The sequence below is a fragment of the Paucilactobacillus nenjiangensis genome (genome assembly GCF_008632615.1).
Classification (GTDB): domain Bacteria; phylum Bacillota; class Bacilli; order Lactobacillales; family Lactobacillaceae; genus Paucilactobacillus; species Paucilactobacillus nenjiangensis.
Window position 1 is genome coordinate 1,208,518 of record NZ_CP043939.1, and the last position, 21,112, is coordinate 1,229,629.

The 21,112-nt window shown below is 39.3% G+C and carries 19 protein-coding genes; 4 read left to right on the forward strand and 15 right to left on the reverse strand.

Annotation, left to right across the window (positions count from 1 at the left end):
- Window positions 1-78 precede the first annotated feature (78 nt).
- From rpsU to hisS, 6 genes are all read right to left on the reverse strand, one after another.
- The gene (rpsU, locus tag F0161_RS06145) at window positions 79-264 is read right to left on the reverse strand and encodes a 30S ribosomal protein S21 (RefSeq protein WP_010622233.1); all 186 of its coding nucleotides are present in this window, start codon (window positions 262-264) and stop codon (window positions 79-81) included.
- A gap of 139 nt (window positions 265-403) precedes the next feature.
- Window positions 404-1,300: a deoxyribonuclease IV gene (locus F0161_RS06150; protein ID WP_150204032.1), complete on the reverse strand. Its 897-nt coding sequence runs from the start codon at window positions 1,298-1,300 to the stop codon at window positions 404-406.
- 464 nt (window positions 1,301-1,764) lie between these two features.
- Complete coding sequence (locus F0161_RS06155) at window positions 1,765-2,640, reverse strand: YitT family protein (protein ID WP_150204033.1); 876 nt, start codon at window positions 2,638-2,640, stop codon at window positions 1,765-1,767.
- A gap of 675 nt (window positions 2,641-3,315) precedes the next feature.
- Window positions 3,316-3,777, reverse strand: coding sequence for an IS200/IS605 family transposase (gene tnpA, locus F0161_RS06160; protein WP_150204034.1), 462 nt, complete (start codon window positions 3,775-3,777; stop codon window positions 3,316-3,318).
- Window positions 3,778-3,996: 219 nt separating this feature from the next.
- On the reverse strand, window positions 3,997-5,769 hold the full coding sequence (gene aspS / locus F0161_RS06165) for an aspartate--tRNA ligase (RefSeq protein ID WP_150204035.1): 1,773 nt from the start codon (window positions 5,767-5,769) through the stop codon (window positions 3,997-3,999).
- A gap of 5 nt (window positions 5,770-5,774) precedes the next feature.
- Window positions 5,775-7,070 carry a histidine--tRNA ligase gene (gene hisS / locus F0161_RS06170; RefSeq protein ID WP_137602283.1) on the reverse strand — a complete coding sequence of 432 codons (1,296 nt, stop codon included), beginning with the start codon at window positions 7,068-7,070 and terminating at the stop codon, window positions 5,775-5,777.
- Window positions 7,071-7,571: 501 nt separating this feature from the next.
- Here hisS and F0161_RS06175 point away from each other — a divergent pair.
- Both F0161_RS06175 and F0161_RS06180 read left to right on the forward strand, forming a co-directional pair.
- Window positions 7,572-8,426: an N-acetylmuramoyl-L-alanine amidase gene (locus F0161_RS06175; protein WP_150204036.1), complete on the forward strand. Its 855-nt coding sequence runs from the start codon at window positions 7,572-7,574 to the stop codon at window positions 8,424-8,426.
- Between the two features lie 86 nt (window positions 8,427-8,512).
- Window positions 8,513-9,349: a fructosamine kinase family protein gene (locus F0161_RS06180; RefSeq protein WP_150204037.1), complete on the forward strand. Its 837-nt coding sequence runs from the start codon at window positions 8,513-8,515 to the stop codon at window positions 9,347-9,349.
- A 39-nt stretch (window positions 9,350-9,388) separates the two neighbouring features.
- Here the strand turns inward: F0161_RS06180 and F0161_RS06185 are convergent, their stop codons facing one another.
- The 7 genes from F0161_RS06185 to F0161_RS06215 all read right to left on the reverse strand — a co-directional run bounded on the left by F0161_RS06185 (window position 9,389) and on the right by F0161_RS06215 (window position 16,333).
- Complete coding sequence (locus F0161_RS06185; RefSeq protein ID WP_190318839.1) at window positions 9,389-10,012, reverse strand: HAD-IA family hydrolase; 624 nt, start codon at window positions 10,010-10,012, stop codon at window positions 9,389-9,391.
- A 359-nt stretch (window positions 10,013-10,371) separates the two neighbouring features.
- Complete coding sequence (gene dtd, locus F0161_RS06190; protein WP_137602287.1) at window positions 10,372-10,809, reverse strand: D-aminoacyl-tRNA deacylase; 438 nt, start codon at window positions 10,807-10,809, stop codon at window positions 10,372-10,374.
- A 119-nt stretch (window positions 10,810-10,928) separates the two neighbouring features.
- Window positions 10,929-13,169 (reverse strand): RelA/SpoT family protein, encoded by a 2,241-nt coding sequence (locus tag F0161_RS06195; protein ID WP_150204655.1) that lies wholly within the window; start codon window positions 13,167-13,169, stop codon window positions 10,929-10,931.
- A gap of 141 nt (window positions 13,170-13,310) precedes the next feature.
- Window positions 13,311-13,667, reverse strand: a complete 357-nt coding sequence (locus tag F0161_RS06200; protein WP_150204039.1) for a hypothetical protein — start codon at window positions 13,665-13,667, stop codon at window positions 13,311-13,313.
- 6 nt (window positions 13,668-13,673) lie between these two features.
- Complete coding sequence (locus tag F0161_RS06205; protein WP_137602289.1) at window positions 13,674-14,423, reverse strand: 16S rRNA (uracil(1498)-N(3))-methyltransferase; 750 nt, start codon at window positions 14,421-14,423, stop codon at window positions 13,674-13,676.
- A 20-nt stretch (window positions 14,424-14,443) separates the two neighbouring features.
- Window positions 14,444-15,397 (reverse strand): 50S ribosomal protein L11 methyltransferase, encoded by a 954-nt coding sequence (gene prmA, locus F0161_RS06210; RefSeq protein WP_150204040.1) that lies wholly within the window; start codon window positions 15,395-15,397, stop codon window positions 14,444-14,446.
- Window positions 15,398-15,964: 567 nt separating this feature from the next.
- A complete protein-coding gene (locus tag F0161_RS06215; RefSeq protein ID WP_225420314.1) occupies window positions 15,965-16,333 on the reverse strand; it encodes a hypothetical protein in 369 nt (122 codons plus the stop codon).
- Window positions 16,334-16,559: 226 nt separating this feature from the next.
- Between F0161_RS06215 and F0161_RS06220 the strand changes: the two genes are divergently transcribed.
- Together F0161_RS06220 and F0161_RS06225 are read left to right on the forward strand one after the other, a co-directional pair.
- Window positions 16,560-19,385 carry a YfhO family protein gene (locus F0161_RS06220; RefSeq protein ID WP_190318840.1) on the forward strand — a complete coding sequence of 942 codons (2,826 nt, stop codon included), beginning with the start codon at window positions 16,560-16,562 and terminating at the stop codon, window positions 19,383-19,385.
- Between the two features lie 3 nt (window positions 19,386-19,388).
- Complete coding sequence (locus F0161_RS06225) at window positions 19,389-19,754, forward strand: DUF1304 domain-containing protein (protein WP_150204042.1); 366 nt, start codon at window positions 19,389-19,391, stop codon at window positions 19,752-19,754.
- 69 nt (window positions 19,755-19,823) lie between these two features.
- Here F0161_RS06225 and F0161_RS11575 read toward each other — a convergent pair whose 3' ends face one another.
- Window positions 19,824-20,240, reverse strand: a complete 417-nt coding sequence (locus tag F0161_RS11575; protein ID WP_225423076.1) for an amino acid permease — start codon at window positions 20,238-20,240, stop codon at window positions 19,824-19,826.
- Complete coding sequence (locus F0161_RS06230; protein ID WP_225423077.1) at window positions 20,203-21,108, reverse strand: APC family permease; 906 nt, start codon at window positions 21,106-21,108, stop codon at window positions 20,203-20,205. The genes F0161_RS11575 and F0161_RS06230 overlap by 38 nt, the downstream gene beginning before the upstream one ends.
- Window positions 21,109-21,112 lie beyond the last annotated feature (4 nt).

The following is a 21,112-nucleotide window of genomic DNA, read 5'->3' on the forward strand; positions in this document are numbered from 1 at the left end:
TTCTATTATAAATTTATTTCTCCAAAAAGAAAATGCCCCCGTCCGAATGTATAACATTCGACTCAGGAGCATCAACGACTAGAAGCGCTTCTTGTTCTTACGTTTCCGTGCCGCTTCTGATTTCAACTTACGCTTAACACTAGGCTTTTCGTAAAATTCACGTTTACGATATTCTTGTAGCGTACCGTTTTTTGAAACCGTACGTTTGAAGCGTCGAAGAGCGTCATCAAGAGATTCATTCTTGCGAACGACTGTTTTTGCCATATGAATTCCCTCCCTCCGAGCTTAAGATTACACTGTAAACTGCTTTTTCAGTTTTACCGTCAAAAATATTATACATAAATATAAATTATCAGTCAACATTACATTGCATTATATTTCAATGTTTTTTGACAATCTCTGATTATTTAGCGTTGTTAACGATTTCATCTATGAACTTTTCATTAAACTGACCAGCCTTAATCATCGCAATTTCTTCTTTATAAGGTGCAACCTTGTTTTTATCGTCTACTGGAACATAAGGTGTTTCTAAAATTTTGGGTACATTCTCTAATTGTGGATGATGTGCAATATGATTTAAAGCATCAAAGCCAATATGACCCATACCGATATTCGCATGACGGTCTTTATGACTACCTTGTGGGTTCTTTGAATCATTTAAATGCAAGACCTTCAATCGATCGACACCAATAATATGATCAAATTCATTTAACACACCATCAAAATCATCTTTGATGTTATATCCAGCATCACTCGTGTGACAAGTATCAAATGTCACCGCGACCCTGTCATTGTAAGTAATTCCATCAATCATTTTGGCAATTTGTTCAAATGTGATTCCGACTTCGTTTCCTTTACCGGCCATCGTTTCAATCGCAATTTGAGGGCCGTCATTAGACGTTAGGACCTCATTGAGCCCTTTTACTAACGATTCAATTCCAGCCTCTTCACCAGCTCCTACGTGCGAACCTGGATGCAAAGTGATTTCTGTCGCTCCTAGAGCAGCTGAACGGCGTACTTCTTCCGTCAAAAATTCAACACCAAAGGCAAATTTATCAGGCTTAGTGGGATTAGCTAAGTTCACAATATATGGCGCATGAACCACGATATTAGTTAAATTGTGTTCTTTAATATACGCAGTACCCTTTTCAATATTTAATTCTTCTAAAGGTTTGCGACGCGTATTTTGTGGTGCACCTGTATAAAGCATAAACGTAGAAGAACCATAACTGACTGCTTCTTCCGCTGAGCCTAATAACATTTTTGGTGCTTTAAATCCTACATGAGATCCAATTAACATATAATATTCCTCCACTTAGATAAAATAAATTCGTTTGTTTCCATATAAATAAGTATATTCCAAATATTGCTGCAATACACATCATTTGTAATTAGGTAAGATAACCGATGTGCGCCTAATCTTGTCAGTTAATTTCACATACCGAAATTACACTGCCTTCATTAGTGCTCATGAGCTGAACGAGATGTATCACAGCATCTTTCAATCCGGCTTTTATCACCAACCCACTGAGCTTAATCACGCTCCACATCTCAACTCTCTTCGCCTAATCTTGTCAGTTAATTTCACATACCGAAATTATACTGCCTTCATTAGTGCTCAGCTGAACGAGATGTGTCACGGCATCTTTCAATCTGGCTTTTATCACCAACCCACTACGTTTAACTTTGTCAGCTAATTTCAAGATTCGAAATATAGCTGTCTTTGTTAATCCTCGTGTGCTGCCCGGTGAAAAAAGCACTATATTATAGCTCCGGTTCATAAAAGTGTCCCATTACTTGTTTGATTTCAGTGACGGAGACGAAAGCGTGTGGGTCGGATTCTTCCATAGCTTCTTGTAATTCGTACATTTCATATCTAGAGATTACTGTAATTAATAACGCTTTTTCATCATGTTTATAAGCACCCTCTGCGTGATGGACAATCGTAATCCCACGACGAAGATGATTTTGAATACTGTCAGTGACTGATTTTGGTCGACCAGTGACAATTAAAATCTGTAGCAACTGTTGACGCGTATAGACCATGTCCATGACCCAAGCATTCACGACTAATCCTAAAGCAGAATATAGCGCATAGGGCCAGCCAAAGACAAATCCGGCCGCGACAACAATGAAGAAATTAAAGGACATGTTGATTGTCCCCATTTTGGCACCGGTCTTTTTCCGCAAAGTGAGACCAATAATATCTAAGCCCCCGGTAGACAGACCATATCTTAACGCCAGCCCAGTTCCTAACCCATTGATTGCCCCTCCAAAAATTGCACAAACTAATGGATCATGGGTAATCACAATTGGATGCAAAGTATTCATCATAATACTGGCTAAGGCAACTGATAAAATAGTAAAAAATGTAAACTGTTTGCCAATCTTAATCCAAGCCAGAATAAACAATGGAACATTTAAAATAAATAACATTAAGGCAGTGCTCAATTGAAATGGTGCATACCGGCCAGTTAAGGTATTAATTAATTGAGCCACCCCGGTTACTCCTGAAGAATAAATATGACCCGGCGTCCAAAAAAAATTAACCGCAATTGAAACTAGCGTGGCATAAATCAACGCCGTTCCTGCCCGTCCAAAATACTGATGTTTTTCAATTAATTTTTGAATATCTTCCATATTTCACTCGCCCTTCTCGTCTTTCTAAGTATATCAAATATCATTTCGCGATGTGATGGGATATGTAAATTTGGGCAAAAAAAAAGAGTCTGAAATCAGAATCCACCAACACCGACTGAAGTTCAGTCTTATAAATATCTTACCAACCGCAGTTGGTTCCTCAAAAGATGATTCAAAACGTAACACTATGTGAAAGAAATAACTTTCTTTTCATCCGATATACATCTTCCCCAAGATGTTCCCCAAAAATATCGAATCGCATATATGTTACGCCTTGTGATTATCAAGTAATAATATTTGATAACCCTTGTTTATAATTTAACGCCAACAACGACAAAAGGCAATACAATAACGTTATTTGATAGTTCGGATTTTTTTAGATTTTTTAAAAAAATTCGGAAATAATACTAGAGCCACTTAAATACGACATGGTTTGTGAACTTCTGCTTATCAACCGATATAATCTTTTACAAGTTGATACGTTCACAAGTAAAACCATTTACCTAAAAACGTCAAGTAGTCAAAATCATAACCGCCCGTAAAACGGGTGGTTTGTTCATGGGCTATAAGCCCTATGTACTTGCCAGCGTCTCAAGGCGCTGGCTTTTTATTTCATCAAAGCCAATTGAATGCATTTGTCACTTTTACCGCCACTTTAAGTGGCGACGTTATTACTTACCTGGAACCCTTAAAAGGGTCTTCATATTCTTTAACACTTAATTTATCTACTGCTTGATCATGTTTTTCTTGATCTCTAATATATTTTGTTATGGTTGCCTCATTCAAACCAACTGTACTAACATAATATCCTTCTGACCAGAAATGCCTGTTTCCAAATTTATATTTTAAATTCGCATGTTGGTCAAACATCATTAACGCACTTTTGCCCTTCAAGTATCCCATAAAGTTTGAAACACTTAATTTGGGTGGAATACTGACCAACAGGTGTACATGATCTGGCATCATGTGTCCTTCAATTATTTCAACACCTTTGTACTGGCATAACATCCTAATATCGTTTTGTATATCCTTCCGATATTGATTATAAATGATTTTTCTTCTATACTTTGGTGTGAATACGATATGGTACTTGCAATACCATTTTGTGTGCGCAAGACTATTAAGTTTATTCGCCATATTTAATGCTCCCTTTCGATTTTTTATGTTGGCTTCGACACCTTCATTCTAAATCTGATGGGGGCATTTTTGTATAACCCATTTGCTCTCCACCCGCATAGCAGGTGGTTTTTTGTTTCGCACACTTGACGTGCTCAACCAGGTCTAAAGACGCAAAAAGACCATTATCACATATAGCGATAATGGTCTGCTAATTTATATAGCATTATTGAATCGAACTTATTCTTCGACGTTTGGGCTCACGAATAGTCCTAAATCAGTTAATTGTTGATCAGAAACTGTTGTTGGAGCTTTCGTCATTGGTTCAGTTGCTTTTGAATTCTTAGGGAAAGCAATCACATCTCGGATGTTTGAACGTTTAGCAAGTAACATTGCAAAACGGTCTAATCCGATTGCTAGACCACCATGAGGTGGAAAGCCCATTTCCAATGCTTTCAAGAGATAACCAAAGGCTTTTTCGGCCCGTTCAGGAGTAAATCCTAAGGCTTTCAACATTTTTTCTTGAACTTCACGAGTATGGATACGGATTGAACCGCCCCCTAGTTCGTAACCATTTAAGACAATGTCATAACTTTGAGCGTGAGCCTTATGTGGATCTTCACCTTCGTCAAGATAATGAAGATCTTCTTCATTTGGCATCGTGAATGGATGGTGAGCAGAAATCCAACGTTTGATTCCTTCATCATATTCAAACAATGGCCAGTCAACAACCCAGATAAAGGCAAATTGAGATTCGTCAATCATCCCCATTTCTGAACCAATTGAATTACGTAAGTAACCCAAGGTATCAGAAACAATCTTAAAGTTATCAGCAGCAAACAAAATCAAGTCGCCTTCTTTGGCACCAAGGGCTTCAGAAATTTCAGTTTCCTTAACCTTCAAGAATTTACCAACTGGTCCAGTAAAGCCGTCTGCCGTAATCTTGATCCAAGCCATTCCCTTTGAACCGAAACGTTCGATGTATTGAGTCTTCTTGTCCAAGTCTTTACGTGAATACTTTTCAGCTCCACCAGGCACAACGATAGCTTTAACAAAGCCACCATTTTCAATGGCATTATTAAAGACCTTAAAGTCGATATCTTTGACAACATCTGAAATGTCTTGTAATTCCATGTCGAAACGAATATCTGGCTTATCAGTACCAAAACGGTCCATTGATTCTTGCCAAGTAATTTGTGGAATTGAGCCAACTTCAACGTCAACTGCATCCTTCATTACTTTCTTCAAGAGTCCTTCAGTCAATTCTTGAATTTCAGGAATTGATAAGAAACTGGTTTCAACGTCAATTTGAGTAAATTCAGGTTGACGGTCACCACGCAAATCTTCATCACGGAAACAACGAGCAATTTGATAGTAACGGTCATAGCCGGCACCCATCAATAGTTGTTTAAACAATTGTGGTGATTGTGGCAAGGCATAAAAATGACCAGGATAGACACGTGATGGCACCAAATAATCACGCGCACCTTCTGGAGATGAAGCAGCCAATTGAGGCGTTTCGATTTCCAAGAAGTCATGGTTATCAAAGTAACTATGAGTAGCACGAGAAATAGCAGCGCGAATCTTTAAATTCTTTTGCATTTCTGGACGACGTAAATCTAAATAACGATATTCCAAACGTAATTCGTCTGAAACGTTAATGTCGTCTTCAATATAAAATGGAGGGTTTTTAGCAGCAGCTAATAAAGTAGCCTTGTGAATTTCAACTTCAACCTTACCAGTTTTCATCTTAGGGTTAATTTCACGTTCAGCACGATTCTTAACGACCCCTTCGACTTCAATTACATATTCATTCCGTAATTTATCGGCTACGGCCCAAGCATCTGCGCCAAATTCTTGACTAAATACTAATTGCACGATTCCTTCTCGATCACGTAAATCGATAAAAATCAATCCACCTAAATCACGACGTTTTTGGACCCATCCTTTTAAAACAACGTCTTGGCCAACGAATTTTTCATCGACAAGGCCAGCATAACTAGTTCTTCTCATATCTTCTACTCCTCAAAATGTTGATCATAAATTTGTGGGAAATCTTCATATACATCTGCTAAGCGAACTGACTCTTCTTCACCAGTCGCCATTGATTTGAAATTAACGGTGCCATTGTCCAATTCATTTTGTCCCAGTGTCATGACAAATTGGGCATGCTCACGGTCAGCACTCTTGAACTGTGCTTTTGGTTTCCGGTCTAAGAAATCACGATCAGCGGAAAAACCAAAACCACGAATGGCTTGGACGAGTTTCAAGGTTTCATGACTCGTTTCTTCACCAATTCCAACCACGTACACATCTAAATCATTGGCAGTAGGAATTTGAACCCCTTCGCTTTCAAGTAACAAAATCAACCGTTCCAGGCCAATTCCAAAACCAACACCAGAAACATCAGCTGGTCCACCAAATTCTTTAACCAAGCCACTATAACGGCCACCACCACAAACAGTGGTAAATCCTTTACCAAAAGCTTCGGATTCAATCATGATTTCGAAAATAGTGTGATTATAGTAATCTAAACCACGAACCATCGTCTCGTCAATATCAAAGTCGATATTCAATTCAGTTAACAGTGCTTTAACTTCATCAAAATGGTCTTGGGCATCATCAGTTAAGTAATCCAAAATTGATGGTGCATCTTCAACAAATTGTTGATCTTTCGGATCTTTACTATCCAGCACTCGCAATGGGTTCTTTTCTAGTCGTTCCTTAGAATCGTCACTCAATTCATCAAAATGTGGTTTCAAATAGTCAATCAATGCTTGTCGATAATTAGCTCGACTTTCCGCATCCCCGAGTGAATTAACCGCCACGCGCAATCCCTTTAAACCTAACGTTTCAAAGAATTGAATTGCCATCGCGATTACTTCAACATCTAAGGCTGGGCTATCACTACCGAACGCTTCCACCCCAACTTGATGGAATTGACGCTGACGGCCTGATTGCGGACGTTCATACCGGAACATTGGTCCAATATAAAACGCCTTATATGGTTTCGCAAATTCTGGTCCATATAATTTATTTTCAACGTAAGCACGAACCACCCCAGCCGTTCCTTCTGGACGCAAGGCTACATGGCGGTCACCCTTATCGTGAAAATCATACATTTCTTTCGTCACCACGTCAGATGTGTCACCAGCTGATCTGGCAAACACGTCAAAACTTTCAAACAATGGTGTTCTTATTTCGTTATAGCGATAATCGCCAAACAATAAACGAGCGGTTTCTTCAACGAAGTGCCACGTTTCAGATTGTCCGGGTAAAATATCAGCAGTTCCTTTGGGACGTTGATAACGCATATATGCTTTTTCCTCCTAAATTCGTCTAAGTTATCACTGAAAACGAATAAAAAGCACCCCTGTAAAATTTACAAGGGTGCTTTGTTCGCACGGTACCACCTTAGAGTCACTATTTAATAACGTCTTGCGACGGGAATTTCTTCCAACCTCCAAAGTGTCAACTCGGTCATTTGAATGCAAAGCTCTCACCTACGCTTTGCTCTCTTTCAATCAATTGAACCGTGCCCTCTTTATCATCGGCATTTCATATTTAACTTACCTAATAAGGATACTCAAACTGACTAGTAAAGTCAATATGGTTTCCATTTTTGTAAAATTGCATCTATTGATTGATTTAAATCTGGTTTGTGAGGCGATTTTCGGTATAATATATACTATGAGTTTTAATCAATCACCTAATATTTTCAAACCATTTTAATAATTTCCTTGATTTTGTGAAATAATATCCATACACTTATCAAATACTATTAAATGTCTCTCGTCTTAAGGAGCACCATGTAAATGAAGAATTATCGTCCAACTAAACGACAAATTATTCTCACCATCGCCTTCATTGTTGTAGCATTAGGCTTAGTTTTTAGCCTGACTCGCCAAAAAACAATTGTCGTGAGCGTCCAAGACGTCAACGTGCGCTCAGGTCCTGGTTTGAAATACAAATCACTCGAAAAAGTAGATAAGAAGACGCGCTTTAACGTCTTAGATGAAAAAGATAATTGGTACAAGGTCCGGATTAACGATCACAAATTTGGCTGGGTAGCCAGCTGGTTAGTCAATCGCGAAGATAACCTCAAGAAAGCCTCGAACCTGTCGGAAGCTACCATCGTAATTGACGCTGGTCATGGCGGTTCTGATTCTGGAGCCGAGTATAAGGACAGTACCAAAACCAAGTATATGGAAAAAACTTACACGCTCCAAATGGCCAAGGCGGTCGCAACACAACTCCGGGCCCAAGGTGCACATGTCATTATGATTCGTGATACCGACAAGTATGTCAGTCTGAAAAAGATTGCAGCAACCTCCAATAAAGTTTCGGCTGATGCCTTTATCAGTTTCCACTTTGATTCTTCACCAGAACGCAACACTGCCAGTGGTTTAACGACTTATTACTATCATAATGGGGCTTCAAAACAGTTAGCAAAAGCTCTAAATGCCCAATTTGATGGTTTGGCACTCACCAACCGAGGGGTCCAATTTGGTAATTTCTACGTGATTCGTTATAATTCACGTCCCGCCGTATTGTGTGAGATGGGCTATATCAACGAAACCAAAGATTTCAAAAAAATTAAGAGTAAAACTTATCAGGTCAAAGTGGCCAGCAAAGTGGTCAAAGGTTTACAAACTTACTTCAATAATTAAAGCATCCTAGCGATGCTTTTTTATTTTGAACTTGAGTGTTATTATGTGGGTGTTTCCAACTACATAAAACTAACGAAGGTGATTTGATGAATCAAGACTGGTTAGCGCAATTGCCAATTACAAATATCATCGACTATCGTGCCGTCAGTGGTGGCGATATTAATGATACCTATAAAATCGATACAACGGACCATGAATATTTTTTGAAAGTTCAACCAAACAAAACGGCTGATTATTTTGATCATGAAAAAGCGGGCCTCGAAGCGATTGGCAAAGTGGTCAACGTTCCTACCCCGATTGCTCAAGGTCAAATTGATGGCGATGCTTATTTACTATTGAACTGGATTAACTCCGGGGATGGGTTTCAATCAGACTTGGGTAGTGCCGTCGCTACGATGCACCTAGTTCATAATGATAAATTTGGCTTTGACTTTAACCATCAATCCAAAGCAGTGATCAAAAACAATCAATGGCAAACTTCATGGGCGAAATTTTATAGTGAGCAACGACTCGATATGGTCGCCCGTTTGGCCAAAGAAAAACACGTTTGGAATGCAACTCGGCAAGCTGGATTTGACAAGATGAGAGCGGAATTTGTGGATTACTATCAAACTCATGACGTGGTGCCTAGCTTATTGCATGGAGACTTATGGTCTGGCAATTACATGTTTGAAGCAGATGGCACCCCCACTTTGATTGATCCTGATGCACTCTATGGTGACCGCGAATATGACTTAGCAATGACCACTATTTTTGGTGGCTTCGACCAAGATTTTTATGATTCCTATAATCAAGAATATCCACTGGAACCTGGTTTTCAAGAACGATTGCCTTGGTATCAATTTTATTATCTGGGCTTTCATCTCGTATTATTTGGCGAAACCTATGGCGCCTCTGTTGATAGAATTTTAAGTCAGTATTAAAAAATGCACTGAGAATTTTTATTCTCGGTGCATTTTTGTTTATTTAATCCATTGTTCAATTTCTTTCATCGTGTGAACACGATGATTTGGATTGGCTTTTGTTTCTATTAGGTCATCTGGATCAAATAAAATACCTTCAATACCAGCATTATGAGCAGCATTGATATCCATATCCCGGTCACCGACCATCACTGCATCCTCTCTAGGTACTAAATTAGTATCAATTAAATGATTTAGTGAAGTTGGATCTGGCTTCTTTGGAAATGGATCATCCGCCGTGACAAAATCGCTGAACATATTCAATAGTCCGTCTAATTTCATAAAGTTTAAGGCAGTCCGATTACGATGAGTTAATAAGTAATTCTTCCCACCGTGATCAATGACGGCTTGTAAAACTTCTCGTGTACCCTCAGCCATATTGGGATGAGTATATTGTTTTTCAATTGGGTAGTAGATTGCTTTCATTGCATTAATATCTAAATTATTTTCTTTAGCAAAAATCACAAAGGCATTACCCAAGGTATCTTGACGCATAATTTCATAACTACGACGCTTTTGCGCAGGTACGTTAAAGTGTTCCAGCATTTGGTTGAATGAATCTACCATTTGCGGATAAGTATCATATAACGTGCCATCTAAATCCCAAAAGAAATTTCTATACATCTGAAACCCTCCATTTTGATAAAAATACTTAATTAAAAATTTGTCGGTGCTCAGTAGCTGGACAATGTCGTTAGCACTTATTTTAACGGCTCTCTCCATTAGCTTCCTCCGTCTAACTTTGTTCAACTCGATTTCATAATTCGAAATCATTCTTTGAACTTTGTTAGTACTCGGTAGCTGGACAATGTCGCTCGCACTTATTTTGTAACGGCTTCTCAATTCAAACCGATTTGCGCTTTTTTTAACGGCTCTCTCCATTAGCTTCCTCCGTCTAACTTTGTTCAACTCGATTTCATAATTCGAAATCATTCTTTGAACTTTGTTAGTACTCAGTAGCTGAGCAATGTCGTTCGCACTTATTATTTCTCATACCAAATCGTTGTTGGACCATCATTTTCAAGTTCAACTTGCATTTCAGCTCCAAAATGACCAGTTTCAACGTGGATACCTTCAGCGCGAAGTTTTTCGTTAAATTTGTTGTATAGCGGTTCGGCAATATCTGGGCCGGCAGCGTTTGAGAAGCCAGGACGATTGCCCTTCTTGGTATCAGCGTACAAAGTAAATTGTGAAATTGATAAAATCTCACCATCAACATCGTTTAAACCAAGATTCATTTTCCCATCAGCATCTTCAAAAATTCGGACATTCACAATTTTATGAACTAAGTAATCCAAGTTTTCTTCTGTATCGTCTGGTGCAATCCCAACTAATAACATAAATCCTTGTTTGATAGAACCCACCACTTCGTTTTCAATTGTGACTTTCGCGTGGTTAACTTTTTGCAATACAACTCGCATGTGGTGCCTCCTAGAAAATATTTAACATATGTATAACCAGAAACATCTCATGCAAGCAATGGTTCACTCACACAAGATGTTTTGGTGCATCTATCTAAATCTTTACACGGTTCAATCACTTAGTGAATAGCCCGCTTAATAACATAAACATCAGGAATATTCTTCAAGTTGTCCATGATGCGTTCCAAATGTTCACGATTGCGAACACCAAATGAAGCACTGATGGTAACCATCTTATCGTGATCAACTTTTCCATTCACAGAGTTCAAATATTTTGTACTATTGTTAATTGTTTTTAAGACATCGTTCAACAAACCATTCCGGTTATAACCTTGAACTTCCAGATCCGCACTATAGTTGGAGTTATCACCGTCTGGGTTTTCCCATGAAACAGCAATTAACCGTTCACCGTGTTCTTCGGCGGCTTTGATATTCGGACAATCGACGCGATGAACTGAGACTCCACGTCCTTTGGTAATATATCCTTCAATCTCATCCCCGGGAATTGGACTACAACAGTGACTCAAACGAACCAACAGATTATCCACACCTTCGATAATTACGCCACCTTGAGCGGTCCGCTTTTTCTTTTCGGTATGAGAAACTTCTTTTTCATCTGACAGTGTCTTGTGGTCTTCAAGCAATTCCTTTTCAGCTTGACGCTGACGATCACTTTCCTGTTGTTTACGTGCATCTTGTGAGAAACGGTTGGCAACCCCTTTAGGTTGAACATCCCCAAAGCCAATTGCCGCAAACATATCATCACTGGAGCTGTAATGTAACTTGGTGGAGATTTCACTCGATTTATCTGGTGTGACAATCTCTTTTGGATTGAAACCATCATCACGTAATTGATGTTCAATCATTTCTTTACCGTTCAAAATGTTCTTTTCACGGTCAGCTTGACGGAAGAATTGTTTAATCTTATTCCGAGCGCGACGAGTATAAACTAGGTTAGCCCAATCGCGACTGGGACCAGATGACGATTGTGAAGTTAAAATATCAACAATATCACCGGTTTGAATCTCATAATCGAGTGGCACAATCTTGCCATTGACCTTGGCACCGGTCGTCTTGTTCCCGACTTCAGTGTGAATCGTGTAAGCCATGTCCAAGGGACCAGCTCCTTTAGGCAATTCAAACACATCCCCTTTTGGCGTAAATGCGTACACGCGATCGGTAAAGATATCACCTTGAACACCTTGCATGAATTCATCGGCATTCGAAGTTTCACTTTGAAGTTCTAAAATTTCTTTGAAAATGTTCAATTTTTTGTCAGACTCATTGGATTTCACACCAGAAGTTTTGCCTTCTTTGTAGGCCCAGTGAGCCGCAACCCCAAATTCAGCAACTTCGTGCATTTCGTGGGTTCGAATTTGAACTTCCAACGGACGGCCTTCAGGACCAACGACCGTGGTATGCAATGATTGATAGCCATTGACCTTTGGCATCGCAATATAATCTTTGAAACGACCAGGCATCGGTGTCCAACGAGTATGAATGGCACCAAGAACGGCATAACAATCCTTAATTGAATCCACGACGACCCGAATGGCTAATAAATCATAGATTTGACTGAACTGTTTGTGTTGAGAAACCATCTTCCAATAAACCGAATAAATATGCTTAGGCCGACCATAGATTTTGGTTCCTGGTCCTAAATCAAGATCTTCAATTGCACCTTGAATTTCTTTAATGGCATCTTCAATATAATCAATTCGTTGATCACGACGAGAGTTCATTAAATGAACAATCCGGTAATATTGTTGAGGATTGAGATAACGTAACGATAAATCTTCCAATTCCCATTTAATCGTACTGATACCTAACCGGTCAGCGATTGGCGCGTAGATTTCAAGCGTTTCATTAGCAATTCGTCGTTGTTTGTCGGGACGTAAATGCTGCAACGTCCGCATGTTATGCAACCGATCGGCGAGCTTAACAATCATCACCCGAATATCTTTAGACATTGACAGCAATAACTTTCGATGGTTTTCGGTCATTTGTTCTTTAGTCGATTTATATTTGATTTTACTTAGTTTAGTGTCCCCATCAACAATCAGAGCCACGTCATCACTAAATAAAATCCGGATGTCTTCAATCGTGACACCGGTATCTTCAACTAAATCGTGCATGTATCCAGCAGCTACGGTTTCTGGGTCCATATGTAAATTAGCTAAAATTCCCGCCACTTGAATAGGATGAACGATATATGGTTCACCCGATTGTCGTACTTGTCCATTATGTGCTGTTTCCGCAAAATGATGAGCCCGTTCAACGATTTCAACGTGTTCAGGATTCATATAAGTTTTTACAATTTTTATGACATCTGTATGTGTCATATTTTGTTCATGTGCCATTTGCCACCAACTTGCTTTCATTATTATCAATGTAAATTTCTATAATTATACCTTTTTACGGTACAAATGTGAACTTCAATGAATGTTAATTAAAATTTATCAGAATGTAAAAAAAGCCCTCAACGAATTGGGCTTGTTGGGTTACTCTTTTGGTCGGCTCATTGACCAGGCAAGATATGAAATTAGTAAGTAAATTGGGCCAAAGTAATACATATATTTAGGTAAAATCAGGTATGCCAGAATAGAAAACACCAATGGAAAAATTAAAATTTGTAATCCATTACTTTCATGTTTTTGGATCCACAATCCTAAAATGGCCGCATAAATATAATTAATCAGCATTAACAGGATTGGTACCCCGATTAAGCGCACTTTTACGATGGGCATATATTCAGTTAATAAGGGTGTGATAATTCCAATCAAAACCGCATGGACGATGATGGTCAGATCAAAGTTGCCCAAATTAATTGATGGTTTTCTTACAGATAACTTCTTCATAAATAATTATTTCTCCAATTCAAAATGATACGAAATTGCAGACAACACATAAAGTGGCGCAGTTTCTGTTCTTAAAATACGTGGCCCTAACCCGGCAGGGACCACCTGATATTGACTCATAATTTCAACTTCAGCTTCGGAAAGTCCCCCTTCAGAGCCAAAAATCGTGAGTAAAGTTTGACCCGTGGCCAATTGCTCCAAAGATTGGACGAGTTGGGCTTGTTCACCTTGTTTAGCAGATTCTTCCCAGGCAACTATTTTAACATCGGCAGATTCATTTTCAAGTAGTTGTTTGAGATTGTTGTAGTATACAATTTCAGGTATAACTTGACGATGCGACTGTTCGGCTGCTCCACTGGCAATTTTTTGTAATCGTTCAATTTTGCGAGCTTGCTTAGCAGGTGCCCATTTAGCAACGGAGCGTTCAGTATCAAAGAAGACGATTCTGGTGGCCCCTAATTCGGTCGCTTTTTGCGTAATCAGTTCCGCCTTGTCACCCTTCGGCAAGCCAGAGGCAATCGTCACCTTAACGGGCAGTTCAACATTGACGTCAAGCTGCTGATCAATTTGAGCAAATGTGTGCACATCATCGATGCGAGTCACATGTGCTAAGTAAACTTGCTCATCGGCCAATACGATTTCAAACTTGGTATTCACCTCTGCTCGCAAGACAGTCGTTAAATGGTGGGCGATGTCTTTGGGCAATTCCAAATCTTCCGTCGGCTTATTCACTTGAGATAAAAAATATCGTTGCATAATCTTGTCCTTTATCGGAATTAATCTTCATCGGGTAATGGTTTAACAGCGATGATTCCATACCAATCTTTAATTCTGAGTGTTTCTCGAACTTCAAAGCCATTCTCAATTAAAGTGGTTTTAATCAAGTCAAACTTGTCGGCAATAATGCCAGAAGTCAGGAATTTTCCACCCGGCTTCAAGTTTTCAAATGCTTGTGGCACTAATGGCACAATAATTTCGGCCAAAATATTAGCGACAATCAAATCGACTTGGGTATGGATACCATCCAATAAGCTATTGGCGCCAATGGTAATTGGGGCGGCATCTGGATTTAATTTGATATTTTCAAGCGCAGAATCCACAGCGACTTGATCCAAATCATACGCTTGAACTTCGCCGGCACCGAGTAAGCGTGCAGCAATACTCAAAACGCCAGAACCAGTTCCCACGTCAATCACCGATTCACCACCACGAATCTCCATTTCCAATGCTTGTAACATTAAGGTCGTAGTTGGATGCGTCCCAGTGCCAAAGGCCATCCCTGGATCTAAATGAATCAATTTTTCATTTGGTTGTTCAACTTCATAATCAATCCATTCCGGAACAACGGTTAAGTCATGTGTAATACGGACGGGCTTGTAATACTTCTTCCAAGCCGTGGCCCAATCTTCATCATCAACGGCCGCAGACACCACTTGACCAGAACCTGGATTTAACCCAAATTCACGTAATTGTTCTACGCGTTGCTTAATCGTTGGTAAAATTTCAGGGACAAACACATCTTGTGGAAAATAGGCGGTCACTTGTGCACCAGTCTTCAAATGTGGAATTGAATCAGCAGCGACAATTTCACCAAACTTGCCAGCCTTCAAATGATGAAAATCTTTGGAATCTTCAATTTTGACCCCTGTGGCACCAGAATCATCTAAAATGTAGCTCACTGCTTCAACTGCTTCGCTTTCAGTAATGACGGTTACTTGTGTCCATTCCATTTTGTGCACCCTTTTTCTGTTAGTTTAACTATCACATTATCCTACAAATTTATGAAGAAATTTTGAATATCTCTATTTTACTTAAATCTGCCGTTGATTAATAGACACTAATTGTATATCTTGTATCGATTATTATTCAAGTTTATCTCAACTTTCACAAATAATTAATCAAGTTAACTGTTAAATCAGGTTTGCAGAAACGCGTTCCATCTATCAAAGCATTCAGTTTAACTCAATAATTTAAATTTGCGCTTCATAGTCGTGCTTTTCTTTTCAATCATCTCCGTCTAGCCTTAAATTTCTTAAATGCCTAACCCGCATCCTTCTACTTAAGTTGGACTAAACGCGTTCCACCTATCAAAACATTCAGTTTAACTCAATAATTTAAATTTGCGCATCCTAGTCGTGTTCTTCATTTCAATCATCTCCGTCTAGTCTTAAATTTCTTAGATGCTTAACGCGCATCCTTCGAAATTTTTCACTAGTACTCAATGATTACCGAAAAGAATCACACTCTTAAAATACAAAAAAACACCCAATTTTAATTTAATCAAAATTAGATGTCTATTATTTGTTCTGGCTTGGAGCGTCATCATCAATGAAATCTTCTTCACTGTCTTCGGCCGCTTGAGAATGCCCCACATTCTTCAAGATATTCGATTGTAAATGACTCTCAAGGTAATCAACCAATTCCGCTTCGGTTTTGAAGATACGTGGTCGGTGTTGTTTGTGTAAACGTAAATCAATTTCAATGATTTTTAACCGACCCGTCCATGAATGGGAATATCGGATGATTACCCGGTTATTTAATTCACGCTTGCCAAATTTGAAGACGTAAACGTGTTGCGTCGTCATCATTGGTCGAATGTATTCTTTACGATACTTAATATCATTCTTACGCATAAATTCTTTGGTTCTTTCTAACACAGTAATCACCTCCCAGTAATTGATCCTTTATAACTGTAAGTTAACATATTACTTGATTTATTGCCCATTGTAAACCCTTTTGCCTGCTAAAATCATTATTAATTTCTTATTTTATTGGTAATCGTTTCAAAAACTTAAATATATGGTCAATTTTTGACCTTTAGCTATCTTTTGAGCTAAAATGAATAGCATTGAAACGTATAAAATAATGAACTGAGGACCTCCAATGGCTCTAATGCAACGACTTAAAACAAATTTGTACCTGCAATATACGGTGGCCTTTATCGTGTTGGCCATCTTTATTTTCGCAATTGTTCCAATCACTGGTTCGACCTTGATTTGGAATTCAGACGGAATTACCCAACATTATCCAGCACTAGTGTATTGGCGAAAGATGTTGAAAGGACTGGTCTTTAGCCACCATCTGTGGAGCCAATGGGATTGGAACATTGGACTGGGAACTGATACCATCCAGACATTTGCTTACTATGTGATGGGCGATATCTTTACGTACCCATCAATTTTCTTCCACCAAGATCAAATGGTCGCCTATTATTCAGTGATGGTTGTGGTCAGACTGTTTTTGATTGGCCTATCGTTCATCTTCGTGGCCAAGCGCTTGATACCAGGTTCAAAGCACTTTGCCTTGGTCATTGGATCGATTATCTACACTTTTTCCGGGTATACAGCGTACGTCACGTTTGCACATCCTTTCTTTCTCAATCCGCTAATCATTTTGCCTCTCCTAATCCTAGGCTTATATAACGCGTTAAACAATCAACGTTACATCTTGTTGATTGTCTCGGTCGCCTGGACGTTATTCAATAACTTTTACTTGGGGGCTATGTTGGCTCTCGGAATGATAATTTATTGGCTCATTCTCTTAATAATTACGAAAAAATATCGCAAATTGGTTTTAAATCTTAAATTAATTGGTGCCGTTGTTGTCGGTGCGGGCTTAAGTGCCCTGCTGTTACTACCTTCACTAGTTCAATTAATGAGTTCGGCGCGAGCCACCAGTAAACTGGCCAACGGACTCACCTTCTATCCGTACTCTTATTATTTCACCTTACCAGGTCTCGCAATTAGTAACGCTAACCGCCCTTACTGGGTGACTGGTGGAATTTTGACGTTAGGAATCATTGCAGTCATTTGGTCATTGCGGCGCTTCAAGGAACATTTAGCCATTAATATCACTTTTATTGTGGGCTTTGTGATTTTGATGTTCCCAACCTTAGCGGCCTTAATGAATGGAGGCTCGTCACCTTCCAATCGCTGGGCTCAGATGCTTTTGTTTCCAATTGCGATTGTGACTATTTACATGATTAACGATTTGGATTCACTGCACCGCCGAGATTACTATTGGTTTACTGGTTATGGCATTCTAGCGGTCATTAGTCTGTTCATGGCAGATAATTTTGCCTTTACCTATGATTTAGGTGGCGTCGCTGCGATTTATTTTGTCACAATCTTCATCCTGTTATTCGCCAAGTTACCAGTTCATTTTAAACATAAAGCACAGCTGATTGCCGCTTCGCTAGTCATTTTGGTTTCATTTAATGCCATCGTGATTATGCGTGATCGCCACGCCAATCAATATTCGATTGATGACACGATGCTAGTTTCATCCAGTCAGGCTCATCAACTCACCTCGTCACAAAATTCATTTGAAGAAGCCATCAAGGAAACTGAAACCACGGGACGTTCTTCAATTGATAATCAATTATCGAATTTAACTGGTGATTCTCCGGCTGATAATTTGGCCATTTTAGCCAATACCTTCAACATCAACAGCTATTGGTCATTACAAAACAAATACGTTGATTCACTCAGCAAAGCCTTAGAAAACAATACCAATAATCCAAATGATGCGGTTAATACCGCCGATTATCGAACTACCTTCTTACACTTACTTGGAGTGTCAAACGTCTTCTTAACTGATGACAATACTGCTGAACCGGCTAATTACGAAATCACTTCAAATGTCACTAATAGTCAACGCTTGTATAATACAACTACTACCATGCCATTGATTTATCAATCGGCTGGTACCATGTCATCAGCGGCCTTTAAGAAACTTAGTCCAAGTGAACGCGAAGTCGCTTTGATTAACAACATGGTCTACAAGAATGCGAAGAATAAGGTTGCTAAAATCTTGCTGAATAAGGTCCAACAGTTGAAATTCTTCTCATTACCTCAAACCTCAGCCAAGACACAGCATATCAAAGTTAAATTACCAACTTCTGATTACACCCCTACTTCGTACTCAATTGAAATTCCTAAATCCGTCAAAGGTTACGAACTTCATGTCCGCTTGACCAATATTAAGTACACTGCTGGCACTTTGAAGAATCGCTATAATAATGCGCTTAACAACTATATTGAAAAGCATAACCAAAAGATCATGTACGAAAATGATGATACCGATAACCGCTACAATACTGGCCTGTATCAACTCGGCTGGTTACGTACGAACCTCTTTAACATTTCACCAACTACTGGCTCTACCGGTGCCTTTACCATTGACGCGACGTATGGTAAAATTACCAATACTTTCGAACAAGTTGGTAGCGAAAATCTGTCATTTTATAATCCAAAATCTTCGACCACCCTCAATCTGGGGACCATCACTTCTAAAAAAGATAACTTCAGCTTGCATATGAGCAACCCTGGAACCTATGAATTTGATATTGAACTCGAAGCTGTGCCAACTGGAACTAGCCTAGATAACGCCATCAAAGCCAATCAGGCCGCTTCTAAGATTAAGATTGATAAAAATACAGTTACCGCCAATTACCATGCGAATTCAAAAACCATCTTAGCAACTTCGATTCCATATTCGGATGGTTGGAAACTCGCCGGTTATGATGGTAAACTACCACGTGTTAACAAAGCGTTTGTGGGAATTCCGGTTAAAGCTGGTACCAATCACATTAAACTGACCTACAAAACGCCATTTGCACAATTAGGAATCATTATTAGTCTGATTGCCTTAATCGCCACAATCATCATCGCGATACTTGAATTACTGAAATCTAAAGCTCCACGGAAGGACACTTAACTTATGCAAATCGCAGTCATCGTACTCTCAGTCATTATTGGAATTGAACACATCGGGTTCATGTATATCGAAATGTTTGGTAAACCAGAACTCCAAGCTAAATCGTTTGATATGGATCTCGATTTTGTGCAACAACCCGCCGCGCAAACCGCCCTCAAAAACCAAGGTATCTATAATGGTGCTTTAGGGGCAATGCTACTCATTAGTTTGTTCGTCTTCATTGGCGACGTTAAGTTTGGCGTCGTTGAACTAATTATGATGTTCATTGCAATTGTTGGTTGTTATGGTGGTGTCACGGTTTCAAAGAAAATCTTCTTTGTCCAAATGACTCCCGCTCTAATTACTTTGGCATTGAGCATGTTAATTTAATTGCTATATACAATATCTTTTAATAACACGTTATTAAATTGATTAAGTCAGCTAATTTTAGCTGGCTTTTTATTTTGCTTTGGCTGGATTTTTCGCATTTAGGCAATAAATTACGCCACCAATGATTGCTGCCCCAGCGGCTAAGGCTAAACTAATCCAGTTAAAACTAAACATCAGATAGACAATGATGATAATTGAAATAATTGGAATCGCTAAGCCAAAGGGAATCTGCATCCCCTTTGGCAAACTCTTATCGTTTCTCAGTTTGATCAGCGATCCAATTGTTGCCAGATATTGAACGAATGAACTGAGCACAATCAATTTAACTAAGAACAAGTAACTACCACTTAAAATTAAAAGTGCTGCCAGTCCCATGGTTAAGATAATCGATACTAATGCCGATCCATTCTTAGTGGTTTTACCGACAATCGCTGGCAGTAAATGCTCATCACTTGAAAGTGAAGCTAGGCCTGAGGTGGTTGTCAAACGAGACGGCTAACGCCACCCCGATAGTGGAAATCATAATCCCTACCAATACGACCATTCGGCCAGCTATCCCAAAGGCTTGATTAAAAACTGTCGCAATTGGCATTGTGTCGCCAGTTAAACTGCTGTGTTGCAATAAAATCAAAATAAATTGGACGGCAGCGTAAATAATCCCAACCGTGGAAATTGAAATAATCAGTGCTCGCGGAATCGTCTTTTCAGGATTGGTCATTTGTTTGGCAGCAATCAGTAAGAAGGAAAAACCAGTAAACATATAAAAAGCGGTACTGAACGTGCCGGTAAAATCACTAGCTTTCACTGGAGTTGCTTGAGGAACCGCCACACTGGTTTTACTGAGCAGCCACACTCCGACAATGATAAAGGCAATCAGTAACGACACCTTAATGGCGCTGGAGAGGTTATCAAAAATCTTAATAATATCGGTTCCTGAAATGTTGATTACTACTAGCAACAAAATAATCGCCATTCCGACGGCATCAAAAATCCACTTCCCATGAACATCGACTAGTACACTTTTCAGGACCGTTTGAAAGGCCGCAATCTCCGCACTAATCGTAATCACACCTAATAACCAGCCAAACCACCCGGTATGAAATCCACCCATTGAGCCAAATGCCCGCGAAGCATACGCATACGCGCCACCTTCTGCATCAATTTTGGAAGCCATCACCGCATAGTTCATCGCAATCAAGAGCGTCGAAAACCCTGCCATCAAGATGGCCACAATACTCAACATACCGCTTTGACGATATAACGTACCCGGCAATAAGAAAATGCCGGATTTAACAATCCCGTTAATTCCCAACAAGATAATACTGCTAAATGACAAGCTCTTTGTCTTTGTCATGCCC